The sequence below is a fragment of the Vibrio sp. BS-M-Sm-2 genome, assembly GCF_041504345.1.
In the GTDB taxonomy this organism is placed as follows: Bacteria; Pseudomonadota; Gammaproteobacteria; order Enterobacterales; family Vibrionaceae; genus Vibrio; species Vibrio satsumensis.
Map to the genome: position 1 here is coordinate 482,580 of NZ_CP167894.1, position 26,148 is coordinate 508,727.

21 protein-coding genes are annotated in these 26,148 nt (G+C 43.8%); 12 read left to right on the forward strand and 9 right to left on the reverse strand.

Features of this window, described 5'->3' with window-relative positions; genetic code table 11:
* Positions 1-155: 155 nt before the first annotated feature.
* Positions 156-1,298, reverse strand: a complete 1,143-nt coding sequence (locus tag AB8613_RS02115; RefSeq protein WP_146491325.1) for an amino acid permease — start codon at positions 1,296-1,298, stop codon at positions 156-158.
* Between the two features lie 718 nt (positions 1,299-2,016).
* Here AB8613_RS02115 and AB8613_RS02120 point away from each other — a divergent pair.
* Positions 2,017-3,639, forward strand: a complete 1,623-nt coding sequence (locus tag AB8613_RS02120) for a methyl-accepting chemotaxis protein (protein ID WP_372384353.1) — start codon at positions 2,017-2,019, stop codon at positions 3,637-3,639.
* 130 nt (positions 3,640-3,769) lie between these two features.
* Here AB8613_RS02120 and AB8613_RS02125 read toward each other — a convergent pair whose 3' ends face one another.
* Entirely contained in the window at positions 3,770-5,260 is a 1,491-nt protein-coding gene (locus tag AB8613_RS02125) for a SulP family inorganic anion transporter (protein ID WP_050634570.1), read from the reverse strand.
* A gap of 557 nt (positions 5,261-5,817) precedes the next feature.
* On the opposite strand from AB8613_RS02125, the gene asnS reads away from it, so the two are divergent.
* Positions 5,818-7,218, forward strand: a complete 1,401-nt coding sequence (gene asnS / locus AB8613_RS02130; RefSeq protein WP_017060416.1) for an asparagine--tRNA ligase — start codon at positions 5,818-5,820, stop codon at positions 7,216-7,218.
* 155 nt (positions 7,219-7,373) lie between these two features.
* Here asnS and AB8613_RS02135 read toward each other — a convergent pair whose 3' ends face one another.
* Both AB8613_RS02135 and AB8613_RS02140 read right to left on the reverse strand, forming a co-directional pair.
* A complete protein-coding gene (locus AB8613_RS02135) occupies positions 7,374-7,580 on the reverse strand; it encodes a hypothetical protein (protein WP_372384354.1) in 207 nt (68 codons plus the stop codon).
* A gap of 127 nt (positions 7,581-7,707) precedes the next feature.
* A complete protein-coding gene (locus AB8613_RS02140; RefSeq protein WP_372384355.1) occupies positions 7,708-9,111 on the reverse strand; it encodes a PLP-dependent aminotransferase family protein in 1,404 nt (467 codons plus the stop codon).
* 218 nt (positions 9,112-9,329) lie between these two features.
* On the opposite strand from AB8613_RS02140, the gene AB8613_RS02145 reads away from it, so the two are divergent.
* From AB8613_RS02145 to AB8613_RS02155, 3 genes are all read left to right on the forward strand, one after another.
* Positions 9,330-9,629 (forward strand): hypothetical protein, encoded by a 300-nt coding sequence (locus AB8613_RS02145; protein WP_017060414.1) that lies wholly within the window; start codon positions 9,330-9,332, stop codon positions 9,627-9,629.
* A gap of 291 nt (positions 9,630-9,920) precedes the next feature.
* Entirely contained in the window at positions 9,921-11,423 is a 1,503-nt protein-coding gene (locus AB8613_RS02150; RefSeq protein WP_372384356.1) for an HD-GYP domain-containing protein, read from the forward strand.
* 201 nt (positions 11,424-11,624) lie between these two features.
* Positions 11,625-12,815, forward strand: a complete 1,191-nt coding sequence (locus tag AB8613_RS02155) for an amino acid aminotransferase (protein WP_146491319.1) — start codon at positions 11,625-11,627, stop codon at positions 12,813-12,815.
* 122 nt (positions 12,816-12,937) lie between these two features.
* Here the strand turns inward: AB8613_RS02155 and AB8613_RS02160 are convergent, their stop codons facing one another.
* On the reverse strand, positions 12,938-13,579 hold the full coding sequence (locus tag AB8613_RS02160) for an outer membrane beta-barrel protein (RefSeq protein ID WP_372384357.1): 642 nt from the start codon (positions 13,577-13,579) through the stop codon (positions 12,938-12,940).
* Positions 13,580-13,729: 150 nt separating this feature from the next.
* On the opposite strand from AB8613_RS02160, the gene AB8613_RS02165 reads away from it, so the two are divergent.
* Entirely contained in the window at positions 13,730-15,619 is a 1,890-nt protein-coding gene (locus AB8613_RS02165) for a DUF294 nucleotidyltransferase-like domain-containing protein (RefSeq protein ID WP_086713110.1), read from the forward strand.
* 5 nt (positions 15,620-15,624) lie between these two features.
* On the forward strand, positions 15,625-16,341 hold the full coding sequence (locus AB8613_RS02170; RefSeq protein ID WP_123325961.1) for a 3'-5' exonuclease: 717 nt from the start codon (positions 15,625-15,627) through the stop codon (positions 16,339-16,341).
* A gap of 81 nt (positions 16,342-16,422) precedes the next feature.
* Here AB8613_RS02170 and AB8613_RS02175 read toward each other — a convergent pair whose 3' ends face one another.
* Positions 16,423-17,115 carry an MOSC domain-containing protein gene (locus tag AB8613_RS02175; protein WP_372384358.1) on the reverse strand — a complete coding sequence of 231 codons (693 nt, stop codon included), beginning with the start codon at positions 17,113-17,115 and terminating at the stop codon, positions 16,423-16,425.
* A gap of 136 nt (positions 17,116-17,251) precedes the next feature.
* Here AB8613_RS02175 and AB8613_RS02180 point away from each other — a divergent pair, with 136 nt between their 5' ends.
* Positions 17,252-18,061, forward strand: a complete 810-nt coding sequence (locus AB8613_RS02180) for a helix-turn-helix transcriptional regulator (protein ID WP_146492355.1) — start codon at positions 17,252-17,254, stop codon at positions 18,059-18,061.
* 90 nt (positions 18,062-18,151) lie between these two features.
* On the opposite strand, the gene serC is transcribed toward AB8613_RS02180, so the two are convergent.
* Positions 18,152-19,246 carry a 3-phosphoserine/phosphohydroxythreonine transaminase gene (serC, locus tag AB8613_RS02185; protein WP_285954017.1) on the reverse strand — a complete coding sequence of 365 codons (1,095 nt, stop codon included), beginning with the start codon at positions 19,244-19,246 and terminating at the stop codon, positions 18,152-18,154.
* A gap of 163 nt (positions 19,247-19,409) precedes the next feature.
* Positions 19,410-20,672 carry a DUF945 family protein gene (locus AB8613_RS02190; protein WP_372384360.1) on the reverse strand — a complete coding sequence of 421 codons (1,263 nt, stop codon included), beginning with the start codon at positions 20,670-20,672 and terminating at the stop codon, positions 19,410-19,412.
* Positions 20,673-20,855: 183 nt separating this feature from the next.
* On the opposite strand from AB8613_RS02190, the gene AB8613_RS02195 reads away from it, so the two are divergent.
* The 3 genes from AB8613_RS02195 to AB8613_RS02205 all read left to right on the forward strand — a co-directional run bounded on the left by AB8613_RS02195 (position 20,856) and on the right by AB8613_RS02205 (position 24,124).
* Entirely contained in the window at positions 20,856-22,799 is a 1,944-nt protein-coding gene (locus AB8613_RS02195) for an ATP-binding protein (RefSeq protein WP_372384361.1), read from the forward strand.
* On the forward strand, positions 22,792-23,289 hold the full coding sequence (locus tag AB8613_RS02200; protein ID WP_146492359.1) for a response regulator: 498 nt from the start codon (positions 22,792-22,794) through the stop codon (positions 23,287-23,289). Before AB8613_RS02195 ends, AB8613_RS02200 begins: the two co-directional genes overlap by 8 nt.
* A 292-nt stretch (positions 23,290-23,581) precedes the next feature.
* On the forward strand, positions 23,582-24,124 hold the full coding sequence (locus AB8613_RS02205) for a hypothetical protein (protein WP_060982739.1): 543 nt from the start codon (positions 23,582-23,584) through the stop codon (positions 24,122-24,124).
* 130 nt (positions 24,125-24,254) lie between these two features.
* Here the strand turns inward: AB8613_RS02205 and AB8613_RS02210 are convergent, their stop codons facing one another.
* Entirely contained in the window at positions 24,255-24,836 is a 582-nt protein-coding gene (locus AB8613_RS02210; protein WP_060982740.1) for a TfoX/Sxy family DNA transformation protein, read from the reverse strand.
* Positions 24,837-25,189: 353 nt separating this feature from the next.
* On the opposite strand from AB8613_RS02210, the gene AB8613_RS02215 reads away from it, so the two are divergent.
* Positions 25,190-26,110: an HDOD domain-containing protein gene (locus AB8613_RS02215; protein WP_146492360.1), complete on the forward strand. Its 921-nt coding sequence runs from the start codon at positions 25,190-25,192 to the stop codon at positions 26,108-26,110.
* Positions 26,111-26,148 lie beyond the last annotated feature (38 nt).

Sequence of the window (26,148 nt, forward strand, 5' to 3'; positions counted from 1 at the left end):
GCCAGCATAAGTTAACAAGCCAACACTTAACAGAGCTTGCTTGGTAACGAGCAGATAATAAAAAGGAACGCCGATGCGTTCCTTTTTTTGTATCTGAATTCCGGTCACTTATATCTAAGATGCTCGATTCGCATCTTAGATAATGGACCAAAGAACTAGATCACTTGCGAGATAAGCAAGAAGCAACCAAACAGCAATGAGAACAACATCATTGCGCTGCCACCTTCTGCTCGGTATCGGTCATCAGCTACTTTCATAAAACGCTGCTTGTGAACCATAACCAAAGGAACAAACACAGCCAAGAACACTAAGATGATACCTGCGTAGTTCAGCACTTGTAGGAACTTGTCTGCTGCAAGCAGTGAACCCGCCAACGGTAAGATGAAGCTAATGCAGTACGTTACCGCTGTGTTTTGGTTGAACATGTCTTTGTTCTGGTTGAACAACGCCATCGCCACACCAAAGAAAGAGGTCAACAATGCCAAACCAGTGAAGGTAGACAGAACGTTACCTACCCAAGGAGATTGAGCCTCAAACGCCGCCATCAAATCTGATACGTTCTTGAAGCTTCTGAATTGCTCTTCACTCAAGTTACCTACCACAGCAAATAACCAACACAAGTAACACACTAATGGGATCAGAGAACCGACGATCACCATGTTACGCAGCTGTTTGTCTGTCGCTTCGTGGTTGTAAGAAACCAAGGTTGGAATCACAACCATAAAGCCAAAGCTTGTAAACAGGATGGCACTGGTTTTGATTAGATCAACGTGGTCATGACTGGTTACCTGCATCAAGTTTTCTTGAGTCATGCTCGGCGCTAAGAACGCCATGGTTGCAAACAAGCTAGCAAGCATCACGAAGAACAATGCGCGGTTAAGTTTATCAATAACACCAGTGCCACTTGCAACTATAGCGCCAGCAACCAAGGTGAATCCGATTTGGCTTGCCGTAGCGGTGACTTCAATACCAAAGTTAGACAGTAGCTTACTCAGTAAATCACCTGCGCCTAGAATGTAAGCCATTAGCAGGCAAATCAATAACGCGTATAGCAAGCCGTTAGTAAGCAACTGACCTTGTTTACCCAAGGTTTTTCGGGCAATTGAGTTTAGTCCTAAACCGCCACCCGCTTTGATGGTCGCTTCTAGAAGTAGTAATGCTGCGTAAGTCGTACCGAAGCAGATCAGTACCATCAGCAGTGTGCCGTAAAGCAATCCGAATTGAGCTAATACCATTGGGATTGCAAGCATACCAGCACCGAGAGCGGTACCAGCGATAATTAGGGAGCTACCCATCATTTTAATATTCATTGTCTTTAACTTATTTATTTTGTTTTTAATAGGTGTAGTTCTCTGTCATCAACCAAGATGCAAAGAAAAATCGAAAGAAGTTAAGCTTTAAAACGAATATCGATAGGAGCGATAAGCGGAGTTAAATCGCGAAAAGGCAGTAGAAAACGAGTAGTACAAGCGAGAGTATAGAGAGGTGTGATCAGACAAAGAAGCCGTCTTCTGATGTGGTGACCCTTCTGTGGGTTCGATGATCGGTGATGTAATCTTGAATTTCATGTATGTGTCCAATATCAATAAGTCACATTCCATAGTATTTGAAGCAGCGTATCCGTTGCTGCCCTACCTCTATCATTAGAGGTCTTTTCATCTTATCGAATGAGCCTCGAAACACAACGCTATAAGCACATTTTTTGCTATTAAATTGAACAAAATAGCCATTTGGGTACAAATTAACCACCAAACCTTCTAATACAATAATCTTCATTGATAAAAGATAAGCTGGTAAATACATCTAGCCCATAGCATCCGAGACTCTCTCCTCTAATTAGAATCAAATTCACAACTCAACGTTATATTTTGGCATAACACATAACACAAACTTGCTACATCACAGAAACATAACCACAACCGGAGTATGGTCACACAATTAGCCATACCCCATAGGTGGTAGTGGTTCTTACACGTACAGTATGCGCGTCATTAAAAAATAAAAAATTGATACCTTATGCGCTCAACTATAACCTTCAAAATTCTAGTGGCCCTCGCTATTGTGTTCACTTTTTTGCTAGCAATATCGACCTACTTTCAATATTCGCAGCAAAAACAACTTGTTAATTCTGTATTGAGTGAACAGCTTCACGATAAGGCAAGTAACTATTTCGATAGCCTCAATATGATGATGCTGACTGGCACCATGGCGCAAAAAGAGACCTTGCGTCAAAAAGCGTTAGCACAAGAAGGCATTGAAGACGTTCGTGTTTTGCGCGCTGACGCTGTAAGCAAGTTATACGGTCCCGGTAATGACAATCAAAGACCTGTTGATGATATCGACAAGCGAGCACTAGCAGGAGAAACGGTTATCGAACCCTTTTCTGCCGATTGGGGTAAAGGCTTAGTCATTGCCCTACCAATGAAATCCAGTGAAAACTACCGTGGCACCAATTGCGTGGCATGCCATATGGCGCCTGAAGGCGAAGTATTAGGTGCGATTCGCCTCGAATATAACCTTAGTCATGTCAATTCGTTAATCAACACTCAAACCATAACCGCTATTGGCATTATGGCGGTGATCTCGTTTGCAGGATTCGTTCTTACAATGGGGCTCATTCGTAAGATTATCGTTCGTCCGCTGCAACAAACTTCTCGCTTTATGACCCAAGTCAGCAACGATAAAAACCTATCCACTCGGTTGCCTGAGCAAAGTAAAGATGAGATCGGTACGCTCGCGAACTCCATCAACTCATTCATGGGTACCGTTTCTCACAGCTTAGAGAAGGTACAAGACACCTCTCACAAATTGAATGCGTCTGCCAACCAGCTGACCAGCGTTGCACAAATTACCGAGCAAGCCGCCAGCGATCAGCAAAATGAAACCGCTGAAGTACAACACAATGTTGAAGGTATCCAAGCGCAACAAATCAATGTAGAGCAAGCCACTTTAACCGCGTCGGAGCTCATTAATCACACCGCCGATGTGGCGTGCAAGAGTGCTAACCAAGCACATGAGGCAAGCGGTGAGATAAAAAACCTCGTCACCAGCATAGAAGAGGTGAAACACAAAATACTGACACTCAACGAGCAGACTGGAGAAGTCTCTTCTATATTGAGCGTGATTCGTGGTATTGCCGACCAAACCAACCTTCTGGCCTTGAATGCAGCAATTGAAGCGGCACGTGCGGGGGAACAAGGGCGTGGGTTTGCGGTAGTGGCTGATGAAGTTCGTCATCTTGCATCGCGAACCGCAGAAGCAACAGGCAGCATTGAGTCAATCATTCATCAATTCCAGCAAGGCAGTGAAGAATCGCTAGCTTCTGCTGATCGCGTTTGCGAACAAGCGCATCAAAGCTCAACAGATATCGATGCACTTTCAATTGAAATGAATAGTGTTGTAGAAGAGATGAAACAAGTGCTAGCTCATGCACAAAATATTCAACAACAGACACAATCCACCACACACGCTACCCAAGATGTGCAGCAAAAAGTTGAGACCATTACCTCTCATGCCGATAATACGTCGCGCTCTGCTGGTGAAACTCGTGGGATCAGTAATGACTTGGAAGAACTGTCCGATCACCTTGAGTCACTGATTAATCAATTTACTTTGTCGAGTACCAAGAAGAAGTCATAGATCGTCTATTCTCTGTTAATAGAACAGCATATAAATAGACTTTCAATCGCCAACAAAAAGCGCTCAACAATGAGCGCTTTATCTTCCTAGCAATGTCTAGTTCAGGCTTTCAAAGAACCTTAGACAATGATTAGTGCGTAATGGAAACCGCGGTTAAGTCTTTATGCTTGTGATACATCGCGTGTTTGACTATCAGATTCGCACTCACGCTATCCATTCCTGACACTTCAACGTAAGCCCCTTTTTTACGGAACTTGAACACGACCTTATCAAGCGCTTCAACCGACGTATTATCTAAGAATGACGCATCCGATATATCGATGGTCACTAAAGAGGTCGCGTTGTCATAATCAAATAAGTCGACAAACGCATCTGAAGACGCAAAAAATACATGCCCTTTTACTCGGTGAATGGTGTGCATTTCGTTGGTCACCACTTCATCGGATATAAAGACCATAGACTTGCTAGCATGCGCATAAAACAGAGCCGATAAAACCACGCCAACCGCAACCCCAATCGCTAAGTTATGAGTAAACACCACAACCGCCACGGTCGCTAACATGGTTACATTAGTTGGAAGTGTGTGGTCTTTAAGTTCAACAATAGAGCGCCACGAGAACGTACCGATTGAAACCATAATCATCACAGACACTAAAGCCGCCATCGGTATCAACTTCAACCAATCCGAAACAAACACTACCATTAATAACAAAACAACCCCGGCGATCATGCTAGATAATCGGGTTAAGCCGCCTGATTTGATGTTTATGATCGACTGACCGATCATCGCACACCCCGCCATTCCACCAAATAATGAGGCAACGATGTTCGCAACGCCCTGCCCTTTGCACTCATTGTTTTTATTACTTTCAGTATCTGTCAGATCATCGACTATGGTCGCTGTCATCAAGGATTCCAGCAAGCCAACCAGAGATAGAGCAATCGAATATGGCAGGATGGTCGCAAGCGTATCAAACGTGAATGGAATATTAGGAATCAAGAACACAGGCAGTGAATCAGGAAGCTTACCCATATCGCCAATCGTTCTAACATCTAACCCAAACAACAAACTAATGATTGTCAGGGTAACAATCGCGACCAGTGGAGAAGGTATTGCGCGACCAAACTTGGGAAAATAAGGAAGCAGATAAATGATCGCCAAACCCAAAACGACTAACACGTAAACACTTGAAGGGACATTGATCAATTCAGGGAGCTGGGCCATGAAGATTAGGATGGCGAGCGCGTTAACAAATCCAGTAATCACCGATTTGGAAACGAAATTCATCAGGTTACCAAGCTTGAGATACCCAGCCGCGATTTGAATGACGCCAGCTAGGAATGAAGCTGCGAGTAGGTACTCTAGTCCGTGCTCTCTCACTAAGGTGACCATTAATAGCGCCATAGCGCCTGTTGCACCGGAAATCATCCCCGGACGACTGCCAACCAAAGCGGTTACAACACAGATACAAAAAGATGCATAGAGCCCTACCTTAGGGTCGACGCCTGCGATAATTGAAAATGCGATGGCTTCAGGGATCAATGCGAGTGCAACCACAATCCCAGACAATGAATCTCCTTTGACATTTGATAACCAGTGTTTTTTTAAATAATTAAGCATGTAATTCTCTTTTACTTGTACAGCCAGTCCTGCCTTGTTGAGACATAATTTGATCGACTGTTTTCTTGAATGAGCGAGCGCTCGAAAAGTGCGGGTGTAGAGAGAATGCAGGGGCTAAGGCGGCGTAATTAACACGTAGATATTAAACTCCTCTTGTTGCTTTAGTGGGAAATTAAGAAAGTGATCAAGTCCAATATGACTGAATCCGCGCCAATATAGAGCGAGTCTCAACACAATCACACTCCCATTATTGAAAACAAAGGTTTCGATTACGCCTGCTCGTTCAACGGCTGACATTGGGCTGAAAGGTAAGGTGCAGGCTAAGATCGAACAAAAAACACACCCTCAAACGTATTTATGGTCAGTAGACACAATATTTCTTTCACCAAGCAAGAATAAAGGTTGAAGCTGTCGGTATGACAGGTAATATGTTCAATCGATTTAAAAAGTTTATACAACTTAATGTTTCGGCTAATTATTGTGCAAATGTATGTTTATATGCAGCAATGCCAGAGACTTTGAGTTGAATTTGTCCCTCAATGGAGAATGAAATCAACATGACTTACGCGCCTGTAACAGACGTACTTGGCGGCAAGCTAGCGGTAGACAGTGAAGTAACTGTTCGCGGCTGGATCCGTTCACGTCGTGATTCCAAAGCTGGAATCTCTTTCCTTGCCATTTATGACGGCTCTTGTTTCGACCCGATTCAGGCCGTGGTTCCTAATAATCTTAATAATTACGAAAACGAAGTATTAAAGCTAACGACTGGCTGCTCTGTTGAAGTAACAGGTAAGATTGTTGAGTCTCCTGCGAAAGGTCAAGACTTCGAACTAGCAGCAACTGACGTTAAAGTTGTAGGCTGGGTTGAAGACGCTGACACTTACCCAATGGCTAAGACACGTCACTCTATCGAATACCTTCGTGAAGTTGCTCACCTACGTCCACGTACAAACGTGATTGGCGCAGTAGCACGTGTACGTAACTGTCTATCTCAAGCGATTCACCGTTTCTACCACGAGCAAGGCTTCTTCTGGACTTCTGCTCCGCTTATTACTGCATCTGATGCAGAAGGCGCAGGTGAAATGTTCCGCGTTTCTACGCTAGACATGGAAAACCTACCACGCACTGAAAAAGGCGACGTAGACTTCAACGAAGATTTCTTCGGTAAAGAGACGTTCCTAACAGTATCTGGCCAACTTAATGCTGAAGCTTACGCTTGTGCACTAAGCAAGGTTTACACGTTCGGTCCTACGTTCCGTGCTGAAAACTCAAACACAAGCCGCCACCTAGCTGAGTTCTGGATGGTTGAGCCTGAAGTTGCGTTTGCAGACCTTAACGATGTAGCGAAACTGGCTGAAGACATGCTTAAGTACGTTTTCGCTGCTGTTCTTGAAGAGCGCCGCGACGACCTAGAGTTCTTCGCTTCTCGCATCGACAAGCAAGCAATTACTCGTCTAGAGCAATTCGTTGACGCTGACTTCGCACAAGTTGACTACACTGACGCAATCCAAATCCTACTAGACTCTGGTAAGAAATTTGAGTTTGACGTTGAGTGGGGCATCGACATGTCTTCTGAGCATGAGCGTTACCTAGCTGAAGAGCACTTCAAAGCACCTGTTATCGTTAAGAACTACCCGAAAGACATCAAAGCTTTCTACATGCGCTTAAACGACGACGGCAAAACAGTTGCGGCAATGGACGTACTTGCACCAGGCATCGGTGAAATCATCGGTGGTGCACAACGTGAAGAGCGTCTAGACATTCTAGACGAGCGTATGATTGCTATGGGTATCGACCCTGAGCACATGAGCTGGTACCGCGACCTACGTAAATACGGCACAGTGCCACACGCTGGTTTCGGTCTTGGTTTCGAGCGTCTAGTATCTTACGTAACAGGTATGGGCAACGTTCGTGACGTGATTCCATTCCCACGTACACCACGCTCTGCAAACTTCTAATTCGAGCCTAAATCGAATTTAAAAGTTAAGAACAAATAAAAACCTCCGCACTTGCGGAGGTTTTTTTATATTCTGAATAAAACGCAACAGCTATTTAAACCGTGTACACCAGACGAGCCACATACAACGAGCACAAACTGCATATAACAAGAAAATTAATCGACATCTTGGTCGCTAGCGTATTTTATCGCGAGACCGCAGATTACCATCATAACGAATGGGATCGCGGCAGTGGTGTATTCCGCCCACGCCATATCAGCGAATACTTTTGCCAGCAGTACGTGGCCGAGAATAAGCAGAAGCGCACACACAATCGCGACAATAATCAGCTTAACTTCATTTCCCATAGTCATTTTCAACATAACGGTATCTCCAATATTTGGTCTACCGTTATTGAATCACAACTCTCTGGTCAATTAGGCGTACAGTTACGCCAGAAACAACCCGTACAGTTGGAATCATTGTCTTTTTTATGAGGGACTTAAGATTTTACGAGTGCGTAAGTTGATGTGCCAGTTTGCCAAGCCAGATGAGCGCCTGTTCTTTCTCTGCTGTCAGTTCATAAGAGAAGTTCAATCGTATCGCGTTATCCACTCTGCCCTGCTCACTAAACAGATCACCAGATGCGACACTAATACCTTGCTCGATAGCCAGTTGATGAAACTGTTGGCTGTCGAATTTTTCAGAAAAGCGAATCCATATCAAGTAGCCACCAGCCGGCTCTTCAATCTCTATTGAATGCGGAAAGTACTGCTTAATGACATCGATAAATCGCTCTTTCCTGACTAAAAGGTTTTTACGCAGTTTACGAAGGTGATTGTCGTAGCTTTCATGTGTTAAGAAATGGGCGACACCAAGTTGAACGGGAGCGCTGCTTGATAACGTAGAAAGAAGCTGTAACTTTTGAATCGCATCGTTAAAACGCGTGTTCACAACCCACCCTACTCGATAACCGGGACACAAACTTTTTGAATACGACCCGCAAAGCAAAACAGAGTCGGTTTTATCAAAGGCCTTTAGTGGCTTCGGCTTATGCCCTTCATAATAAAGATCGCCATACACGTCATCTTCAATAATGTAGGTTCCATACTGTTCTGCAATCTCTACCACACGGTGCTTTGCCTGTTCTGACAAACTGGTTCCCGTCGGGTTTTGAAAAGTCGTCATCAGCCAACACGCTTTAACATCTTGGTTTTGTAGCGCGTTTTCAAACTGCTCTATATTCAACCCATTGATTGGGCAAACGCCCACTTCGATAGGGTTAAGCCCGAGCCTCTCGACAGCCTGCAGAGCACCATAGAATGCCGGAGACTCAATCACGACGTTATCACCCGACTTGGTGACCGTTTGCAGGCTCAAGTTGAGCGCTTCCATAGCACCCGACGTAATCACGATGTCTTGATGATTAACCGTAATCCCTTGCTGCAGATAACGCTGTGCGATTTGCCTTCTCAAGGACTCACTGCCCGGTGGTAAATTATTTATCACACTCGCGCCAGTCATCTTCCTGCCCGCGCTGGCAAGGTTTCGAGTCAAGGTAGGTAACGGGAAAAGGTCAGGATCTGGGAATGCAGAACCGAAAGGAATCACTCCTTCAGCTGAACTCGACTTCAAGAAATCAAATAAGCGGTCATTAATGGCTTTCTTTTCACTAACAAGTGGCTCTACGTAATCAACGCCGTCCAGTCTTGGCGCAACAAAATAGCCCGACTGAGGTTTAGCGATGATCCACCCTTCGCTTTCTAGTAACTGGTAGGCTTGTAAGACAGTACTGTTGCTGACGTTGTAATTTCGACAACTCATGCGTACCGAAGGGATCTTCTCTCCGGATCGCCACGTATTGTTGGCTATCTGAGTTCGAATATCCTTTGCAAGCTCTTCATAACGCGCCATCTAATTGTACTACCTAGAGAAATTCAGTGAGCCGGTGATTTTATCACTTACGCCAGCAACTATTGCTGCTATCCATATGATCGCACCTAATTTCCACAATAGTGTGAATTACTTCACAGATAACTTTGTAAGCTTTGCTAAGTTTGTACCCAAGGTAGGAGCTAAGTTGGCTTTCTACCTCAATAATTTGATGTAACCCAAAAACATGCGAGATAACAATGAAAAAAATAGAAGCAGACCAATTAAGTTATAAAGGAGAGTCAAACGGTGTTCACAGTTGGACAACACCGAGCGGCCAACCATATTACTGGCACCCAGATTGGCTCCATATTGCTGAAGATGCGACAGGCTCACATCCAAAGCAAAAGATCGATGTCGAACAAGACCAAGCACCAACGGAAAAACACGCGGTGTCTGCTATTCTGAAACACATCAACCAATGGGCTGCAGACAAACTAGCGTCTCACCCTGAGATTGAAACAGGCTCTATTGAAGCTGAAATCAATCTGAAAAAGTAATTTGATTTAGAGTCGGTCGCGAACTCAATCACTCGCGACTTAAGTCAAATATACCGACTGAATAGCCTCGAACCTCGACCGAGGCTATTCAAGTATCTTCATAAAAATGCTGCAATAACCCTCACCTAGCTAACAAATATCTAACACAAACCAGTTTCTTGTATCAATCCACGAAAGCTATCGATAGAATTTTCGGTCTTATTCACGTCAGTTATGCTAACCATTCGTAACTCTAAAGTCGTGAATCAATGAATACGTAAATCTAATAAGAATGAGAACAAAGGCTTATCGATGGATACTTCAAATTACAATCAATCGCTAACGACTAAGTTATACGTCATTGCTGGCGTGCTGTTTGGCACCTACGGCAGTAGGGTGTGCCCTATGCTCGAGAGCTTAACGACGTTAGAGATTTTCACACAAGTCAGTATTGTGTTTGTCTTATTATGGCTCGTGCGTCATTACTTATTGGCGCAACATACCTTAGTCAAACAAGGCCGATTCGCCCAGCTAGATACCCTGCTATTTTTTGCTGCAAGTATCCCTTTCGCGCTCTATTACAACTTAAGCTATGAATTCACGATAGATAGCAATTTGAAAGTGCTGTTTGGCATGAGTCTATTCGGTTTCTTTACCGGAACCATTCTTCAATTGAACGCCAAGCTCAGCCAAATAGATAAAATGGAGACGACTGGGCAATTTGACTTCCAACTAGTTGGTGAAAGGAGTTCGCTGGTTAAGCAAATGATTGGTTTAGTCATCGTACTTCTGGTAACACTGACGACTATGTTGACGATGATTGCCGTCAAGGACATCTTTTGGCTAGAACATAACCCTGACCGCTTATTGGATGGCACCGGCAAGATCAGCGTGATCAAAGAGTTTACTTATTTGGCTGTGGTACTGGGTGGATACGCAATCACCATCATGACACTGTGGAGCAAACTGATTAAACGTATTCTCCTTAGCCAAGAGTGCGCATTGAACAAGGTAACCAATGGCGAGCAAGGCGTTCGCTTACCGATATTCGGCTACAACGAGCTTGGTTCAATGGCATCAATGACCAATACCATGCTTGATAGCCTCGAAAACGCGCAAAACGAAATCAAAACAACACGTGACGTTGCTATTGTGAGCCTATCTGCGCTGGCAGAATCTCGAGACAATGAAACGGGTGCCCATATCCTAAGAACTCAAGAGTACGTAAAGGTACTCGCGCAAGAGCTCAGCAAGTCAGAAACTCACTCAAGCTTGTTAACACCCAACTACATCGAGCTGCTCTACAAATCTGCTCCACTACACGATGTAGGCAAAGTAGGCGTTCCTGATAGCGTGTTATTGAAACCGGGCAAATTGACGGACGAAGAGTTTGAGATAATGAAAGGTCACCCTGCTATTGGCGCCGAAGCGTTATCTATTGCAGAAAGACAATTAGGAAGCAGCTCTTTCTTAAGAGTCGCGAAAGAGATTTCTCTCACTCACCACGAGAAATGGAACGGCAGCGGTTATCCAAAGCAACTGTCTGGTGAAGAGATTCCACTGTCGGGTCGTTTAATGGCATTAGCTGATGTTTATGATGCGCTAATATCAAAACGCGTTTACAAGCCAGCCTTTACTCACGAACAAGCTAAACAGATCATCTTAGAGGGCAATGGGACGCACTTTGATCCGCAAGTTGTCCAAGCTTTTCTGGCCGTCGAACAGGAGTTCGTTTCAATTGCCGCGCTCTACAAAGATGGCAAAAATGTACCCAGTGAACTTGAGCGTGAAAGCTTTATTGCTCAACCTGCTTAATCTATTCAAAAACCACTAACTTCTTGCACCCTATAGGTTAATCCGTAGGGTGTTTTGTTATCAAATACCCTCTTTAATCAATAAATCTGATTGAAATGGATTTTTTTGTCCTTTCTGTTCACTTCGTATTGTCTTAAAAATTCCATACAGGTATAACTACCCATAGATACTATCCCCTCTCAATTGACATGGATGAAGATTATGTTTGAAAAAGTGTTAGCTGCTCCCGCCGATCCTATCCTCGGCCTTACTGAAGAGTTTAAAAAAGACTCTCGTGCAGAGAAAATCAACCTTGGTGTTGGCATCTACAAAAATGAAGATGGTCAAACGCCTGTACTTAAAACAGTAAAGAAAGCAGAAGCTGCACTTCTTGAAAACGAAAAAACCAAATCTTACCTAACGATTGAAGGCACAGCTGAATACGGTCTAGCGGTTCAAAAACTTCTTTTCGGTTCAGACGCAGAGATCGTAACGTCTCAACGCGCTAAAACAGCACAAGCTCCAGGTGGTACAGGTGCACTTCGCGTAGCGGGTGAATTCATCAAGCGCCAACTGGGCGACGTAAAAATCTGGATCAGTAACCCAACTTGGGCTAACCACAACGGCGTTTTCGCTGCTGCGGGTATCGAAACGGCTCAATACAGCTACTACAACGCTGAAACTAAAGACAAAGACTTCGCTGGCATGGTAGCTGACCTAGAAAAAGCTTCTGAAGGCGACATCGTTCTTCTTCACGGCTGCTGTCACAACCCAACAGGTATTGACCCAACTGCTGATGAATGGGAAGTACTGGCTAAGTTGGTTGCCGAGAAGAAACTACTGCCTCTATTCGATTTTGCTTACCAAGGTTTTGCAAAAGGCGTTGAAGAAGATGCGGCTGGCCTACGTGTTTTTGCTAAGTACAACAAAGAGATCCTTGTTGCTAGCTCGTTCTCTAAGAACTTCGGTTTGTACAACGAGCGTGTAGGTGCATTCACTCTGGTTGCAGAATCTGCAGACGTAGCAACGACAGCGTTCTCTCAAGTTAAGAGCATTATCCGCTCTATCTATTCTAACCCACCAGCGCACGGCAGTGCTGTAGTCACTCACATCCTTGGTGATGCTGAACTACGTGCAGAATGGGAAGCAGAAGTAGCAGAAATGCGCGACCGTATCCAAGAGATGCGTGAGCTATTCGTAACAACACTGAAATCTGAAGGTGTTGATGCAGACTTCACATTCATCGAACGTCAAAATGGTATGTTCTCTTTCTCTGGCCTAAGCAAAGAGCAAGTAACTCGCCTGAAAGATGAATTCGCAATCTACATTGTTGGTTCTGGCCGTATCAGTGTAGCTGGTATGACTAAATCAAACATGGGCCCTCTATGTAAAGGCATCGCTGCGGTTCTTTAATTGTAAAGTTAAAACTGTATTTGCAGACCGATAGATATACAAAAGCCAGCAATTAAGCTGGCTTTTTTGTGTCTGAACATTGATGTATCAACTGTTGACGTACTTAGTCTCAATATCACTAACTAATATTCTAAGACAAACTCCACTCCCAGCTCATTGGTTCGTTCGCTACGAATCTTGCCTTCTCCATCTCGATGTTGGTATGAGCCACCAATCGCAAACTTATTGGTCACCAGATAGCGTAAACCTAAGTGATAAATCTCTTCATCAAACAGATCACTTCGATTCAATTGCACACTCCCGTTAGCTACCCAACGTTTTGCAAAACCATAGTTAAGTTCGGCTTTTACCCCTTGGATGAACTCAGTGTCTGAAGATTCAGTTCGGTTAGTGTCATTATCTTCAACCTTACCTTTCGTGATACCAAGCAGGTAGTAAGCCACTATATCTAAATCTTTCTTAATGCTGTAACGGTAACCAACACCTGGCATCAGCGTATCAATTCGAGTTGTGGTGTCATCAGGGTGAATAAAGCGTGCGCTGTAGTCTCCCAGCAACAACCAATCATCCGTCATCGCGTAACTGACGCCTAATCCATACGACGAGGCATTGTTATTACTGCCTGCATCTTCATTTAAACTGCCCGAATGCGCCGTGGCATAAATATGGTCGTAATCCAAAATATCCACTGCGTTAGTGTCCGCCCACAAACTTGGAGAAAACATAAAAACCGCAGATACAAAACTAAGCTTCCACTTCGACATTCCTATCATCCTTAAACTGTCACTCCATTAATTGAAAGGTTAGTCTATCCATAAGACTTTAAAAAGGTTTTGGCTCACAGATTGATTTGTGACGGCAAAATATTATCAAATGTTGTACCATGAAATCATACAAACCAATGGATGATCATTATGGATGCTGAGTTATTAGAGATTCAAAACTTTCTGGCACAATACCCCCCTTTCACAGAACTCCCTGAGGAGATGTTGGCGAAAGTGACCAGTAGCGTGGAAATTTCTTATTACCGCCAAGATACCCCGATCATTCACTTTGGTGATCAAATTCATGACTTATACATCGTTCGAAGTGGCGAAGTCGAAGTCTACCGTCGTAAAGGCGAACTCTATAACCGCCTTGATGAAGGCCACTTATTCGGTCAAATGGGCCTACTGACCAACAACAAGGTGCGTTTCCCAGTTAAAGCGACCGAAGACACCCTGCTCTACTGCATTCCTGAGCCTATCTTCCAAGAGCTCTACGACAACTACGACTCCTTTGCCGATTTCGTAGAAGTAGAAGATAACGCGCGACTACGCCAAGCCAACTCAGACAGTAACGACGCGAACGACCTAACGACATCCAAAGTAAAAACGCTGCTGACCAGCGAAGCGCCAATGATCGAAAAAACGCGCACTATTCAGCAAGCTGCAACCATGATGGCACAAGATAATGTGTCCTCTTTGCTTATCATCGACCCAGATATCGTTGAAGATGATGAAGATGACTCAACACCAGTGATCGGCATCATCACTGACCGAGATTTATGTACGCGTGTACTCGCCGAAGGTCTAGACCCATCGGACGAGGTATCCAGTGTGATGACGCCAGAGGTTATCTCACTCGACCACAATGCCTACGTATACGAAGCCATGATGACCATGCTTCGCTACAACGTGCATCACTTGCCGGTGCTTAAAGATAAGAAGCCTATCGGTATTATCGAAGCGACTGATATTGTCCGTTACGAGTCTCAAAACTCACTATTGCTTGTGAGCAGTATCTTCCAGCAACAGAGTATTGAAGACCTGAAGGTGCTTTCTGAACAAGTAAAAGACAGCTTTGTGCGCTTGGTTAACGAAGATGCCAACGCCCACATGGTGGGTACTGCAATGTCGGTAATTGGTCGTAGCTTTAAGCAACGTATTATCGAACTGGGTGAAGAGAAATTAGGTAAGGCTCCTATTCCTTATTGTTTCCTCGCACTCGGCTCGATGGGGCGTGATGAGCAGTTGCTCGTTACTGACCAAGATAACGCAATTATTCTTGATGATACCTACGATGAGAAAAAGCACGGTAAGTACTTTGAAGAGCTCTCAAAATTTATTTGTGACGGCTTAGACCAATGTGGCTATGTGTACTGTACAGGTGACATCATGGCGACTAACCCAACATGGCGTATGACTCGTAGAGAATGGGAAGAGTGCTTTGCCGATTGGATTGATGACCCGAACCCGAAAGCACTGTTGAATGCTTCAATCTTCTTCGACCTGGATGGCGTTTATGGCCGCCTGAAGTGGGCTGAGCAATTAAACAGCTTTATCGTTCGACGCGCACGTAAAAACAACCGCTTCTTAGCCTGTCTTGCACGTAACGCACTCAACCGTACGCCGCCACTTGGTTTCTTTAAAGACTTCGTGATGGAGAAAGATGGCCGTCATAACAACTCCATCAACCTTAAGCGCCGTGGTACTGCGCCATTAGCAGATTTGATTCGTGTTCATTCATTGGCAGTGGGCTCTCGTTCTAAGAACTCATTCGAACGTTTAGATGACATTATCGACGCAGGTATTCTGCCAAAAGGTCGAGCTCAAGATTTGAAAGATGCGATGGAGTTTATCTCTCTGGTTCGTATTCGCCACCAAGCACACGATGTTGATAATAATGTCGAGCCTGATAACAACATCGAACCAGAGAACCTGTCTGACTTCGAGCGACGTAACCTTAAGGATGCATTCCAAATATTAAGTAATGCGCAAAACTTCCTTAAGTTCCGTTATCAAGCCAGCAATAAGTTTAAGTAGGGCCTATGAACAAACTATTCAGATCACCTGCGGTCGATTGGCCATTTAAGTTTGCTCAGAAGCTAGAAAGAGCGAGAGATGAGCGCTTAAAGCACTTTTATAGCCAGCCTCTTCCCGCGCCTGATACGCCAATTTCAGAAGTGATGTTCTTAGCGGTCGACTTTGAGACAACAGGCTTAAATCCAAACAAAGATGGCATCATCACCATTGGCCTTGTCCCGTTTACGCTCAATCGTATTTACTTGCGACAAGCCAGGCACTGGACACTGCGGCCAAAGCAGAAGTTGGAAGAAGATTCTGTGGTAATTCATGGCATCACTCACAACGACATCATTGATGCGCCAGATCTTAGCGAAGTGTTGGATGAGATATTAGAAGCGATGGGGGGACATATCCCAGTGGTTCATTATCGCCGTATCGAACGGGACTTCTTGGATAATGCATTGAAAGTGAGATTAGGTGAAGGGATCGAATTTCCAGTCCTCGACACGCTCGAGATTGAATCTCAAATCCAGAACAAGCTAGCCGGTGGCCTGTGGAACAAGCTCAAAGGTAAGAAACCAGCCTCAGTAAGACTTGGCCAAAGTCGTCGTCGATACCACCTACCCGACTACACACCGCATCATGCATTAACTGACGCGATTGCGACTGCTGAGCTACTCCAAGCGCAGATTGCTCATCACTTTGATGCTGAGATGCCTTTGAAGAGTTTCTGGTTATAGCCACACTGAAAGTGAAAATTTGTCACTATTAAAAAACCCGCTATGTGCAATTAGCGGGCTTTCTTAATTTCACTACTGGCTTTATACCGCAGTAGGCCCAACCAAGCGCATTTCCCAGTCTTCGATTTTTCCTGTTTCAAGGCGACGTGCAACAAGCGCTCCCCATGATTCAACCAATGGCAGTTCAGCCATCTGACTTAGCTCTTCTTTATCTAAACTACCTGTGAAAACAGCCCCCATGATACGAGCGAGCGACCAATCTGGGTATGGCCTTTCACACAGAATAATCTCGTCACCTGCGCCAATATCGCCCTCTTCCAATACACGGAAATACCAGCCTGTTCGAAGCGTGTCTTGCAGTCTTCTCGCCATATCATTCTGCTCGAATCGCACATTGAGTTTCCAACAAGGCATACGCCCTTGTGAGACTTCCAATAATGTTGATCCGATACGAACCTTATCTTTCAAACAAATAGATTGTTCCGTGATGCCACTTGAGCTTAGGTTCTCACCAAATGCACCTGAAGATTGAAAGATACCTTTGTCACCTAACTCTTTCTGCCAAACTGAATAGTGCTCGCTTGGGTAGATATGAAGGGCTTTTTGAATGCCGCCATGGAAACGCGGATCACCTTGTTCATCGTTGGTAAAACCAAGCTCTGTCGCGTATTGGCGCTCTGATAAAACTTGCTTATCAATAGCACTTTTTGCTCCGTGTGCGAAGGCGACAATTTTTCCTACCAATACACTATTTACTACGCCTAACTTCTTCATATCCCTTCCTTCTTACTGAAAACATACTTGCTGAACTGCGTGAAATAAAACGACACTGCTACTCAACTTCATTCTCTTTGCCGAGCATGATAGCCTAGGGTCGCCCGTCTAGGTAGGGATATAAGGACACTTAACCATGCTAACCCGCCAAATTGATTCTCGTACCGGAGTTGTCACCTCCAATAGGATGATGGTCGCTAATCCAAATTCGCCCGCGCTCGTTAAGACTATCGACATGCCGAAAGGTTACATCGATGCGATGCACCAGCACACATGGCATCAAGTGATCTTTCCACTCAAAGGTTTGCTACAGACTCAAACAGAACACTATCAACACCTTGTGCCGCACACATCGGCTTTATTTGTACCTGCCGGTATTTCACATGAGTCTATCGCATTGAGCCATACCACGTTTGTTGGTATTTACCTTAACCCAGCCTTTGGAAAGGAGTATGAGCCCGAAGTTCGAACCATCACACTTACTCCCTTTCTAAATGAGCTATTACAAGAAATTCGAAGACAGTGTGAGGGCTTGGTGAGCGATGAAGAAGTGTCTCGCCTACTGTCCGTATTGCACGACCAAATAATGAAAGACAACGTGCAAACATTTCAGCTGTTATTGCCACAAGACAGGCGTTTGAAGTTGATATTTGAAGCCCTCACTGATGAGCCAAATTTAGACTTGTCACTCAAAGAATGGGGAGAAAAAGTCGGAGCATCGGAACGAACATTATCGCGATTATTCTCAAAAGAATTCAACACGTCATTTCAGCTGTGGCGACAACAAATTCGACTGATTTATTCATTATCTTTGCTTGATGAAGAACTCTCGATTCAACGAATTGCTGACCTGGTTGGTTATCAAAACGACTCATCGTACATCAAGACGTTTAGAGCATATTTTAACGTCACGCCGCAGCAATTTCGTTTAAACAGCAAAAAATAGTTAGTGTTACTGGGAAGTGGTTGAAGGGCTAAAAAAGAAAAAGAGGAGCTAATAGCTCCTCTTTGAATGGTTTAATCTCGTGTGACCAGATTAAGCGTACTTCTCTTCGAAATCTTTCATGAAGCTTACAAGCGCTTGCACACCTTCTAGAGACATCGCATTGTAAAGCGAAGCTCTCATGCCACCTACAGCTCTATGGCCTTTTAGTGATTTCAGACCCGCAGCGTCAGCCAATTCTAAGAACTTGCCATCTAGCTCAGGTTTCGCAAGTTGGAACGGTACGTTCATTCTTGAACGGTTTGCAGTGTGAACATCGTTTTTGTAGAAAACTGAGCTATCGATAGCATTGTAAAGCAACGCTGCTTTCTCTTTATTCACCAATTCCATCGCTTCAACACCACCTTGAGCTTTCAGCCACTTGAACACAAGGCCTGATAGGTACCAAGCGTACGTTGGTGGTGTGTTGAACATTGAGTCTTTTTCAGCAAGTACTTTGTAGTTCAGAATACTCGGCAACACGTCATTTGCAAGATCTAGCAAATCATCACGTACGATAGCGATGCAGATACCAGCCGGACCGATATTCTTTTGCGCGCCCGCGTAGATAACACCGTACTGAGACACATCGATCTTACGAGACAGAATGTTAGATGACATGTCCGCCACGATTGGCTTATCAGTTTGAGGAAGCTCACTGATTTCAATACCATCGATGGTTTCGTTTGGACAGAAATGTACGTACGCCGCTTCTGGATCGATTTTCCAATCTTTAGCGGGAACAACCGCTGCTTTTCCATCAATTGACGTCTTCGCGTTGAATACATCGATCTCACAGTACTTGCTTGCTTCAGTTACCGCACTTTCCGCCCAGTAACCTGCATCGATGTAAGTCGCTTTCGTCGCATCACCTAAAAGGTTTAGAGGAACAGCAGCGAATTGAGCACGAGCGCCCCCCTGACAGAAAAGAACTTTGTAATTGTCTGGGATGTTCAGAAGATCACGTAAGTCCTGTTCGGACTCGTCAGCAACTTGAATAAATTCCTTGCTGCGATGGCTAATTTCCATCACGGAAGTCCCTAAACCATTCCAATCAATAAAGTCTGCTTGCGCTTGTTTCATTACAGGTTTAGGCAGTGCGGCTGGACCTGCACTGAAGTTGAATACGTTATCTAATGTAAGTTCCATGGGGATGATTGCTCCTGCTAAATAATAACTATGCAAGTAATACCATGTTTTACCCAACATAAAAACAACAAAAGAGGTCTTAAGACCTCTTTTGTTTTGTACCGTATAAAATGTTTAAGCTTAACCTGCTAAATCACCCTATCAGTATCAAAGCCAGCTCAGTTTACTGAACAAAAACTGGCATAAGTAGAGCGATTAACGGAATTTCTTGTCCATTTTCGAACACTAGGTTTCCATTTTCTAAGTCAGCACTGATTTCATAACCACTTTCTGTTTGCTTGATCATTTCCATCACAAGCAATTCATCGATACCTTCACGGATGAATGGGTATTCTTCAACAAGCTCATTTGAGAAGCTAGAGTGAACGTTGCCCGTTAATGCAGGCATGATCATCGAAGGGTTGCTGCTGATATTTTCTGTCCCTTCCGGTACGCTCACCAACCACTTAGATTCGAATTGACCCTTGCCTAGTTCTAGCGACATGTTGTTCATTGAAAGGTCAAAGCCTTTAACAAACAGGATATCGATAAATGGAATGATCTCTGCGATGTCTTCTTGCGTCAGCACTGGATTAGATTGGTAAATCTCAAAGATTTTCTCGAATGATTCGCTATCTAATTTCGATATTTCAAAATCAACGTTTAAGTTGTTCAACTGACCTTCACTGGTCTCGATATTTGCGATATCCAGTTTAAGATTGCTGCGCAGGCGCTTAGTCGCTTCATCTAGGTGCGATTCAAAATCGTACTTAGAGTTTTCAATGGTCATGAATGGCTGCATTGCAGAATCTGAAACCAAGAAGCTATCGATAGTGAAATTCTGGGTTCCTAACCAGTAGCCTTTCGCTTGTTGGCCTGAACCAACACCTTTCAAATTAGACAGCGTTACCTCTTCACCGGTTTCGAAATCAATTTGAACTGAAGGAATAGAAAGCTCGTAATCAACCTGCCCTAAAACAGTAGCATGGCCAGAAAGATTCGATTTAGTGATCGATACCGAAGTACCATTCTCATCAGAGCCTTGATGATTGAACTGGCTTAACTCGAAGTTAAAGTCAGTGTTGCCATTTAGCTCAGTGCTAGTTGTCAGAGTTAGAGGTAGAATATCAGTATTCTCAAACGTCGACAGTGCATTTAGGCTCACCAAACCGTGGCTAACCGCACTATTGATGACAAACTCACTTGGCAGGCCATCGATCGCAAGTTGCTCTTTCAGGTTTTCATCCGTCACAGTTAGACGAGTGGTTACGTTGGAAGACAAGTAACCTCTATCGTATTCTACGATCTCAGCTTGAATGCTTGAATTGTTAAGCTTTGCAACGCCATCGGTAATCGCATTTTGTCCAATTTGTCCAACCGCTAGCGGCCAGCAAAGTGCTAATGAGATTGCTCCGCCAATTGCACCAATTTTTCTTAACTGTTCCATGAGTTCTCTTTCTACACTAGTCTGTTTTTTTTAGTCTAACCCATCAGTAGCAAACAAGAAACATTGAGTTAAATCAGTCTATTGCTCGATACTTCAATTGCCTCAGTAAATTAAAGGCTAGCTCTCATCCTTATTCAGCAGTTCTTGCTAGGCTAGAAGCGTCGCTACTACTAAGGTTGAACTGTGAATCAATACGCTGTTATCTGCTTGGACAATAATCCGGTTAGCATTGAAAGAATACGTTCGGAGCTGGCTCCCTTAGCTTCTGTATTCGATATTTATACTGCCGAGAACATAGAAGACGCGCACCAAGCATTAGAAGATATCCATGATCACCACCAAACCGTTGCCTTGGTGATCACCCATCATCATTCTGAATTTAATGGCGTGCAATTTCTTATTGAACTGGAACAGCTGCCCCATAGTAATACCGCAAGAACGATATTAGTCAGCGCCTCGTCAGACATTCAATCCATTCTGACCGCAGTGAATGAAGGCCGACTCAACCACTGTCTAACCAAACCAGTTCAAGATCAGGTTCTGTTCAAATCAGCGCAAAAAGAGCTAACGTCTTTCGTTATCCAATACGACTCCGAAAACCTGTTGTCTTACAGCGGCGCATTGGATCAACAGCGCTTACTCAGAGCCCACATCGAGCAAAAGATTCACTCTTTTCAATCGGGTTTTATTCACGACTACCACCAGCTTTCTGATCATGCACTTGCAGAACGTGTCGTTAGCGCCTTACAAGATGTATTTTCAAAAGATGACAAAAACAAGGCTATCCGTAACTACTCCCCTGAACATCTACTCACTGTTGAAGGTGAAGACAATCGCTTTTTATGGCTAATCATTGAGGGGGAAGCTGCGCTCTACAAGAAAGATGAGTTGGGGCAACAGCGAGAAGTGGTACGTCACTCCAAGGGGAACATTGTCGGCGGGATGTCATTCGTGACCGGTGAGCCCTCCTTTTCTACCGCGATAACCCTAACGCAAACACGCGTTATCAAGCTGGATAAAGATAGCTTTGCTCAGGTGATGCATTCCAACAATACCTTGCTGCCGCTATTTACTAATCTATTGCTTCGTCACTTTAACCGGCGCCTACAAAGAAGTATCACCAATAAGATCAAACTGCAGCAAACGTTGGAATCACTCGAGTCTGCTCATCAACAACTGATAGAGAAGGAAAAAATGGCAATGCTAGGTCAGCTTGTCGCGGGAGTCGCACATGAGCTGAATAACCCGATTGCAGCAATATTGAGAAGCATCGAAACTCTGTCAGAACATCTCGACCAGATATTGGCAAACCTATCCGTCCCAGAGTCCAATAAAGGGACTGACGTACTTGCACATTCAAAGTTAGCTAAGCCACTGTCGACGGCTCAAGAAAGACAGCTCGTAAAACATCTTACATCAACTATTGATGACCGAGCTTTAGCAAAAAAGGCAGTGAGACTAAACCTAAGTCAAGATTCTTCGGTACTAGACACCTTGAAAGAGTCCCCTGTCGCAGGCAAAGAACTGCTTAATGACTTAGAGCATTACCACTATGTTGGAAACTCTATCCGCTCAATTCAAGTGTGCAGCAAGCGTATTGCCGACATGGTCAAAAGCCTAAAAAGCTATGCCCGGGAAGATGAAGAAGTTCGCCACTACACAGATATCCACGAAGGGCTTGAAGATACCTTAGTGATCTTTGAAAACAGGCTCAAACATCACCAACTGGAAAAGCATTACGACACTGACTTACCGCCTTTATTGTGCCAGTCGCTCTCGCTGCAACAAGTGTGGACGAACCTCATCTCCAATGCACTTGACGCCCTTTCCGAACGAGGAAAAGTGTCCATTACTACCTCTCAACAGACAAAAGGCGACGACACGTTTCTTGTGGTGCAAATATCCGATACTGGCCACGGGATTGCCAAAGAAGACATCAACACCATTTTCAACCCAAATTTCACGACCAAAAAAGAAGGCAACTTTGGTTTAGGGATTGGGTTATCCATTTCACAACAAATCGTTTCGGCTCATCAAGGGTTTATTTTGGTTGAGTCTGAGGTAGGTAGCCATACTCACATGCAAGTGTGGCTTCCATTCAAACAAGAAGGAGCACCTCATGAATAAGTACTTAATTTTATGTGTCGATGATGAACCTGAGGTCCTCAACAGTGTCCTTCAAGACTTAGCTGTATTTGAAGAGGACTTTATCGTGGAAGGTGCAGAATCGGTTGACGAAGCTAAACAAGTCATTAAAGAAATGGGACAAGATGGTATTAAGCTCGCTTTGATCTTGTGTGACCACATCATGCCAGAAAAGACAGGCATCGATTTTCTGATCGAACTCAACCAACACGACGCGACTAAGCCAACACGTAAACTGCTGCTCACCGGGCAAGCTGGGCTGGAAGATACCGTCACGGCCATTAACAACGCTGCACTTGATTTCTATATTTCAAAACCTTGGCAAGGTGACCAACTGAGAGACACGATTACTCAACAATTGACTGACTATGTCATTGCCAACGACAAGCAATTGCTTAACTGGACTTCCATCTTAGATACCGAGCGCATACTGACTTCAATGGCGGATAAACGCACCAGCTTTGGTGAATAGCACTGAATAGTTAATAGACACTGAGAAAAGCAGCATCCGATATAAGAACCGTCCAAATACATATAAATTTTGGATAATTTGCTCGTCTATTTTCCTTATTCGCCCTAAAACATGAGATCTCCGTTGCAGACTGATCCTTAATTTGCTTATTTTTTAACTAAATGAGTAAGGATTTACATTTTAAAGGATTACTTTTCCGTGAGTTAGATTAAACTGTCTCAATGTTTATGGTTTGCCGATTTGTCTCAAACCAAAGGAATTAACACTAACTATATATAGGTTTACGGTCGTTATGCGCAAAATTCTACTTACTACCGCTATGCTATTGGCTTCTGGTCAAGCACTAGCTGTTGATGAACAACCACAAGTAATGAGCAACTTTAACTATGATTACTTTGAAGCACGTATCGGTGCTAGCCCAGTAACATTTGGTGGCGCGTTCAGTAAGTCAATTCACCCGAACGCTCACGCTATAGCTCGTATCGACTCTGAATTTGAAGGTGATTACGACTCTGCTGTAGGTCTTGGTTTCCACGCTCCGTTAAACAACTGGGCAGACCTAACAGGTGAAATGCTAGCTCGTATCGTTCAGCCTGAGAACTCAAGCTCTACTGATATCGGTATGGAAATCAACATTGGTGTTCGTCAATGGCTTGGTCCACAACTAGAAGTTGGTGGTAAAGGTGGTTACGTTTCTATCGATGACAACGATGATTGGACAGGTTCTGTTTACGCGCGTTTCCACTCTACAGAGCTATTCTCTCTAGGCGCTGAAGCTCGTATTAACGACTTCTACGGTGACCAACTTATGTTCACTGCTCGCTTCAAGTACTAATACTTAAAGCCCAGCTAGCTCTTAATGAGCACTTAGCCTCTCAAACTAGCTAAGACAAAAACAAAAAACCGAGGACATTCCTCGGTTTTTATTTATTAACAGTAATCTTAAGCATATAAGGCAAACTTCTTTAGTGGCAGCTCTTTAGTAATTGCTGCTTGCGTGGCTCTTGTAATAGTTTCCAGTGAATACCATCAATTGCACCCGCAAATTTCCAAAGTAGTTTTAGGTCAACATCGTTTCCGTACGCTTCGCGAACCTTATTAAACACTTCAGGCGCGCCCAACTGCATAAACATTGAAACATCATCCACGCCCGCCTTTTTAACCATGCGCTCTAATGTAAGTTGCATGTTTGGTAGATCTCTTAATCTACGGCTAGCTGATGACTTCTTGAAGCTACGCTGCTGAATTGAATTATCGATTGAAGTACGAATAATACAATCCAATTCAGGATGTTCACAGGTAAACAGATCCGTAATATCGTAGTAGTTTACGGTTGCTGTTGTCTGTTTTTTTACATGACGATACTTTTCACAATCAAGATCGGTCAGTTTCTTATCTAATGACTTTCCACCTCTAATGAATAAACAACCTTCACTCAATAAAGCGAACATAGCGTCATTTTGAAAGAGGCCAATACCTCCAAACATAGAACGTTTTTGATGCTCACCAAATTGATTCACGTAATTAATAAATGCTGTCTCGGTCATATCCGTTGATCCTTAATCAAATTACCCCGATTAGGTTGATCACCAGACAAGCAGCTTTTTATGCGAAAAATTTTTATCTATTTATTGTTTAGGTGAATATTATGATTTCGTTTTTCACCTTGAAATAAATCATACTTCGAAAAGAAAAATAAGTCTGGACTTAGTTCACATCAATCAATTGAGCATTCTGGTTTTTCATGATTCACATCACACTAAACTATCAAACCATGCTTGAATTTTGACACTCACTGATACACCGCTTCAAATTATTAAAGGTTATGTCGTCGGATGAGTATTGCCTCCCAGCATCCTGGCTTGTAAAATGGAAGAACATACATGTTTTTACTTTTTATATGAATCATTTATCGTTTTTCTGGCTACCACAAAATAAGGCTCTTCTCCTAAAGGGTCTAGAATCAGAGTTTGCCCAACTTGTTGGCCATTCTATCTCAGCGGGAAAAATAACACTTCCTCCTATCCCTAACGTTGTACTGAAAATTCAAAAGCTTTGTACCCTAGACTCAACCGGAATTGCCGAAATTGCCGAGTGCTTACTCGAAGATCCAGGCCTCACAGCTATCGTCATTCGCGTAGCTAACTCCGTTGTTTTCAACAGGCGCAACATTACTTGTGTCGATATTATGACGGCCGTATCACGCCTTGGTATATTAAGAGTGCGTGACATCGTTACGGCTCAGGCTATTGAACAACTCAAGCATTCAGTCAACCTAAGTAAAGAGTGTAATGAGTTATTGGTTCAGAGTGCTTCTGTGTCAAAAGAGCTAGGCGCAACCATGGTATTAGTTACCAACGGCTTCAAAGAGCTCTCCCCTATTGAATACCGCTACCTTGAACATGAGAAGTCACTGCTTGTTGGATTACTCGCTGACATTGGCTTGTTCTGCTTGGTTAGCGAATACCACCTTTACCTTGAGAACGGCAATTACCTAGACCACAATATCGCCCTACAAATATTCCAAGGCCAGTGCTCTGCGACCAGTAAATTGGTACTTAACCGTTGGGGTTTCGACAGCGACTTTATTGATGTGTGTAGCAATACCATCAATAGCCATGAACAGCGTGAAGTGTCTTACTTGGATATCGCTCGAATCGCTAACCACCTGCTGATGTTCAGAAACAAGGACGAGAACATCGATGATCACGAAGTTGAACTTAACGTGACGGGTGCAGAGGTGCTTTATAAATTAAGCAACTTGAGCAAACGTGATTTTAATGCAAAGCTAAGCGACGTGATCAATACTAGCGGCTTCTAAGTCACTGTTAAATTACAAGTAAATGTAATATGAAATAA

Excerpts from the sequence above, each read along its gene's own strand:
- AB8613_RS02115 (WP_146491325.1), bottom strand. The coding sequence starts at position 1,298 with ATGATGGGTAGCTCCCTAATTATCGCTGGTACCGCTCTCGGTGCTGGT.
- AB8613_RS02120 (WP_372384353.1), top strand. The coding sequence starts at position 2,017 with ATGCGCTCAACTATAACCTTCAAAATTCTAGTGGCCCTCGCTATTGTG.
- AB8613_RS02125 (WP_050634570.1), bottom strand. The coding sequence starts at position 5,260 with ATGCTTAATTATTTAAAAAAACACTGGTTATCAAATGTCAAAGGAGAT.
- asnS (WP_017060416.1), top strand. The coding sequence starts at position 5,818 with ATGACTTACGCGCCTGTAACAGACGTACTTGGCGGCAAGCTAGCGGTA.
- AB8613_RS02135 (WP_372384354.1), bottom strand. The coding sequence starts at position 7,580 with ATGTTGAAAATGACTATGGGAAATGAAGTTAAGCTGATTATTGTCGCG.
- AB8613_RS02140 (WP_372384355.1), bottom strand. The coding sequence starts at position 9,111 with ATGGCGCGTTATGAAGAGCTTGCAAAGGATATTCGAACTCAGATAGCC.
- AB8613_RS02145 (WP_017060414.1), top strand. The coding sequence starts at position 9,330 with ATGAAAAAAATAGAAGCAGACCAATTAAGTTATAAAGGAGAGTCAAAC.
- AB8613_RS02150 (WP_372384356.1), top strand. The coding sequence starts at position 9,921 with ATGGATACTTCAAATTACAATCAATCGCTAACGACTAAGTTATACGTC.
- AB8613_RS02155 (WP_146491319.1), top strand. The coding sequence starts at position 11,625 with ATGTTTGAAAAAGTGTTAGCTGCTCCCGCCGATCCTATCCTCGGCCTT.
- AB8613_RS02160 (WP_372384357.1), bottom strand. The coding sequence starts at position 13,579 with ATGTCGAAGTGGAAGCTTAGTTTTGTATCTGCGGTTTTTATGTTTTCT.
- AB8613_RS02165 (WP_086713110.1), top strand. The coding sequence starts at position 13,730 with ATGGATGCTGAGTTATTAGAGATTCAAAACTTTCTGGCACAATACCCC.
- AB8613_RS02170 (WP_123325961.1), top strand. The coding sequence starts at position 15,625 with ATGAACAAACTATTCAGATCACCTGCGGTCGATTGGCCATTTAAGTTT.
- AB8613_RS02175 (WP_372384358.1), bottom strand. The coding sequence starts at position 17,115 with ATGAAGAAGTTAGGCGTAGTAAATAGTGTATTGGTAGGAAAAATTGTC.
- AB8613_RS02180 (WP_146492355.1), top strand. The coding sequence starts at position 17,252 with ATGCTAACCCGCCAAATTGATTCTCGTACCGGAGTTGTCACCTCCAAT.
- serC (WP_285954017.1), bottom strand. The coding sequence starts at position 19,246 with ATGGAACTTACATTAGATAACGTATTCAACTTCAGTGCAGGTCCAGCC.
- AB8613_RS02190 (WP_372384360.1), bottom strand. The coding sequence starts at position 20,672 with ATGGAACAGTTAAGAAAAATTGGTGCAATTGGCGGAGCAATCTCATTA.
- AB8613_RS02200 (WP_146492359.1), top strand. The coding sequence starts at position 22,792 with ATGAATAAGTACTTAATTTTATGTGTCGATGATGAACCTGAGGTCCTC.
- AB8613_RS02205 (WP_060982739.1), top strand. The coding sequence starts at position 23,582 with ATGCGCAAAATTCTACTTACTACCGCTATGCTATTGGCTTCTGGTCAA.
- AB8613_RS02210 (WP_060982740.1), bottom strand. The coding sequence starts at position 24,836 with ATGACCGAGACAGCATTTATTAATTACGTGAATCAATTTGGTGAGCAT.
- AB8613_RS02215 (WP_146492360.1), top strand. The coding sequence starts at position 25,190 with ATGAATCATTTATCGTTTTTCTGGCTACCACAAAATAAGGCTCTTCTC.